Here is a 3,934-nt window from a genome sequence, read left to right on the forward strand (position 1 = left end):
ATACCAAATCTCTGTAAATAAAAAGACAAAAACACCAACAGAACGAGAAAAATATTTTCTACTTGTCCATATCGTGATAAAAACGAGCCAATTCCGAGAGAAACGGCGCTAGAAAGCGCTACTAAGCCTGTTGTCACTTTTTTTGCTTTTGTTGTTTCATCATTCACAACCAATATACCCATCAGGCCGATTACGCCTGCTAAAATAGCAGCGGTAATTTGTGAGCTTCCCGCTGCTTTTAATACAATCAGCATAATAACGACCGCTGTAATGACGCTGATCGTAGCTTTGGAAGCCGTTTTGAGCCTTTTTCGTCCAGGGTCTGCAGCAACTAAGCGGCTAAACCAATATGAAAAAATAAACACCCTCTCCTTTCGTGCTGTAGAGTTCTTTGTAGAAAGAGTAATATTATTACTTATACCCTTTTTTATTCTTTTCTATCGTATGTAAGCACGTTTTTACACTATAACATTGCGAAGGACTAAAGAGCTAAACAAATGCTTAAAAACACATCTGTTTTCTATCAGATGTGTTTTTAAGCATTAATCAGTACTTACAATGTAAGAGAAGAAATTTCCCACCCGTTTGTTAATGGATTTCTCTTTAAAGTAAAAACCATCGTGGTCTTTTGAGCCCCTTTATCTTCGTAATAAATAAGGCACTCTACGGCGATTTTCTCTTTTGTTTTATACTTTTTTGCATGAAATAAGTCCGTTTTATAATAAATAGTGGAGATACTATGCAGTTTTGCCCATAGCTTATGCTCTTGCTTCACGCGCAAAACCGGCTGCATTAAGGCATCGTCATCTTGCTTTAATCCTGTTAAAAACATATTTACGACTTCTGCCGGCTCAGCTTTCAATGCATATTCATCAAGCTTTCCTCCTGCTTTTAATACCATTAACTGATGACCTGGATCCACATTTTGAGACTTGTGAGTCGTACTTCCTGCAAAGTGAATGCAAAAATGACCGGGGAATCCATTGTCAMGCGCACCGGCTCCGTGAGGCATTCCGTTCATGGAAGCGGCAAGCATTTGACCTTTAAACGGAATGAGAACAGCTCTTCGGTTCCAGCTCCATTTCCCATTATATAAGTGCTTCATTACTTTCGTATCTTGACGTGTAAGCGGCTGAACATCTGCATGGTGTGAGCCTGCTCTTCGCTGCACGTAAAAGTAAAAGCCGGTTTCTACATCGATCACTTTAAATTTTTTCCCCTTCGGCAGTAAGCTTTCTACACGTTTCCACTTTAATACTTTTCCTGTGTCACTTACCGGAAAATACGTAAGGTTTTCTTCTGCTTTCATCTTTTGGGGATGCACAAAAAAACTAATAAGCATAAAGACTAAAATCATTAATTTTGTCATTGTCTACCCTCATTACCTTGTAGTTTCTCTATGTAATATGCGAAAGTACACAGACAATTATAAATAGAAATTTTTACACGCTAAGCTCATGGAAAATAATACAAAAAAGAGCTTGTGAATCTTATACATTAAACGGTTCATTTTATTCATACTAACAGGTGAAAGCGAGGTATATGATATGAATTTCACTTGGATGGTTGGACTTTTAATGCTCATTCAACCTCTTTCTACACAAGACCACCTATCTATTACTCATGACGGTAAACCAATTGAACGGATTGAACGGGATAAAGTGGCCGTGCCTCTTCTTCCTGTACCTATGGTTGATCATGATCGATACAATCTTCTTCTAGAAGAATTGGATAAAAAAACATATAGAGAGCCCATAAATGCCCGCATTGATAAAAGCGGACAAATTGTTCCTGAGCAAGCGGGTGTCAAACTATATCATAAAGATTTTGCGGAGAAATTTTATACTTATTTTTTTAACGKCGGTACGTCAACATTAGAAATCCCGACGCTTCCTGTTCCGCCTCGCGTAGATAAAGAGCTGCTTGCAACGATTCGAATTAAGCAAATCGGTCATTATCATACGGTATTTAACCCTCACAATAAAAATCGTTCTCACAATATTTCTCTTGCAGCTGAATCACTAGACAGCAGCGTTATATTTCCTGGGGAAGTTTTCTCTTTTAATCAAACCGTCGGAAAAAGAACGGCAGCAAAAGGGTATATGCGTGCGCCAATCATTGTAAAAGGAGAGTATTCTGAAGGAGTTGGAGGAGGAATTTGCCAAGTTTCTTCTACTTTATTTAACGCCGTCGATAACGCTGGCCTAACGATTACACAGCGTTACTCACACAGCCGCAGTGTTTCCTACGTACCTCCTGGACGAGACGCTACCGTCAGCTGGTATGGACCTGACTTTCATTTTAAAAATACGTATAGTGATCCTTTGTTGATTCGAGCGCAGGTGCACGGGGGAGTCGTAAGCGTGGCCGTTTACTCTACTGATGCGATTGAATATAAGCCTCGCCGCGTGCCTTGGGCTTCTATTGATCAATTGCCGAAAGAGAAAAAAATTGAATCGCATGTTGATACTGAGCCTGCCGATTAAAACGTAAAAAAGCAAGGAGTAATCCCTCCTTGCTTTTATTTATACAGCTTATACAGCTTTTGTTTCATCTGCATCTTTAATCGCAGCGTTTTTATCTACCTTTGTCGTTCGATCGTATTTGGCTGGATTTTGAGCAATTTTGACTAATGCAATAAGAACACCTATACCTAAAAACAGGGCAGGAACTCCTCCTAGATTGGCTAACATTTTAATTCCGTCTAATTTTGCAAAACTAATCATCACCCACCCTACTAAACTTACAGTGACACCCCATACTACTTTAATCATAATGCCCGGAGACGGGCTTTGCGGAGAAATTCCCGATGAACTGATTCCGCCCATCGCTTCCATATTAGAATCTGCCGCTGTCACGAATGAAATGAACACGATAAACAAGTAGAACGGAATAACAAATTTAGCGAACGGTAAAGCAGCAAATACTGCATACAAAACGGCTTCAGGCCCGTTTTGTGCCATAATATCTGCGAGTTTCCCTCCTGTCATTTGCATATGAATCGATGTTCCGCCAAATATCGTCATCCATACGCCTCCAAAAAAGGCTGGTAAAATAAAGTTCACAAGAATCATCGTTTTCACTTTATATCCGTATGCAATTCTTCCTAAAAATAATGCGGTGATAGCTGCCCATGAAAACCAGCTTGCCCAGTAAAAAGTAGTCCATGACTGCGGCCACGTATCGCCTGCTGCCGCTCCTGTAAATAAGCTTTTTTCAAAAAAATGCGTAAAATAATTACCGGCCGACTCCGTCCCTAAATTTAAAATATAAGAGCTTGGTCCTACAATAAATATAAAAATGGCAATGCCGTAGAACGCTTTCATATTAATATCTGATAAAATTCTAATTCCTTTCATTAAGCCGCTTGATGCGGATAAAATAAAGGTGATTGTAACGGCAGCCGTTATAATCGCCCAGAGTAAAGGGTTGCTGGCAATACCGCTCAAATGATTAACGCCTCCTGCTAAATTTAAAACACTTGTTCCAAGAGAAGAGGCCATCCCAAGAGCAAGAGTGTACAAACATACCGCATCAATTATTTTTCCTGTTTTCCCGTTAATTTTATCCCCTAAAATTGGAGCTAGCGTAGATCCTAGACTGAACGGTTTTTTCATATTGTAATAAGCAAATGCAAATACAATTGCAGGTACGCAATAAATTGCATACGGCGAAATGGTCCAGTGAAGGTACATAGAAGACATCGAGAAAATGGCTGCTTGTGGAGAATTCGGTTTAATTCCTAACGATTCAGGAGGTGCAGATACGTGGTAGATCGGTTCCACAATTCCCCAAAACGTAACGCCTGCAGCTATGGTTGTACATAAGGTAATCGCAAACCAGTTGCCGAATTTAAGAAAGGGTTTTGCGTCAGGCCCTCCTATTTTAACATTGCCGAGCGGTGAAAAATAAACACCAATACATGCAATTACCA

Annotated in this window: 3 protein-coding genes and 1 pseudogene; 1 reads left to right on the top strand and 3 read right to left on the bottom strand. The window is 39.8% G+C overall.

Annotated elements, in window-relative coordinates; all coding sequences use genetic code 11:
* Positions 1-365, bottom strand: a pseudogene (locus AC1DRF_RS18795) (FUSC family protein); the annotation flags it as partial.
* 188 nt (positions 366-553) lie between these two features.
* On the bottom strand, positions 554-1,369 hold the full coding sequence (locus AC1DRF_RS18800; protein ID WP_477741385.1) for a hypothetical protein: 816 nt from the start codon (positions 1,367-1,369) through the stop codon (positions 554-556).
* A 178-nt stretch (positions 1,370-1,547) separates the two neighbouring features.
* Between AC1DRF_RS18800 and AC1DRF_RS18805 the strand changes: the two genes are divergently transcribed.
* Complete coding sequence (locus AC1DRF_RS18805) at positions 1,548-2,486, top strand: VanW family protein (protein WP_477741386.1); 939 nt, start codon at positions 1,548-1,550, stop codon at positions 2,484-2,486.
* Positions 2,487-2,534: 48 nt separating this feature from the next.
* Here AC1DRF_RS18805 and AC1DRF_RS18810 read toward each other — a convergent pair.
* Positions 2,535-3,934 (bottom strand): BCCT family transporter (locus tag AC1DRF_RS18810; protein ID WP_477741387.1); only part of this gene is annotated, 1,400 nt, incomplete at its 5' end.

The organism is Priestia sp. P5_B4 (genome assembly GCF_056400385.1).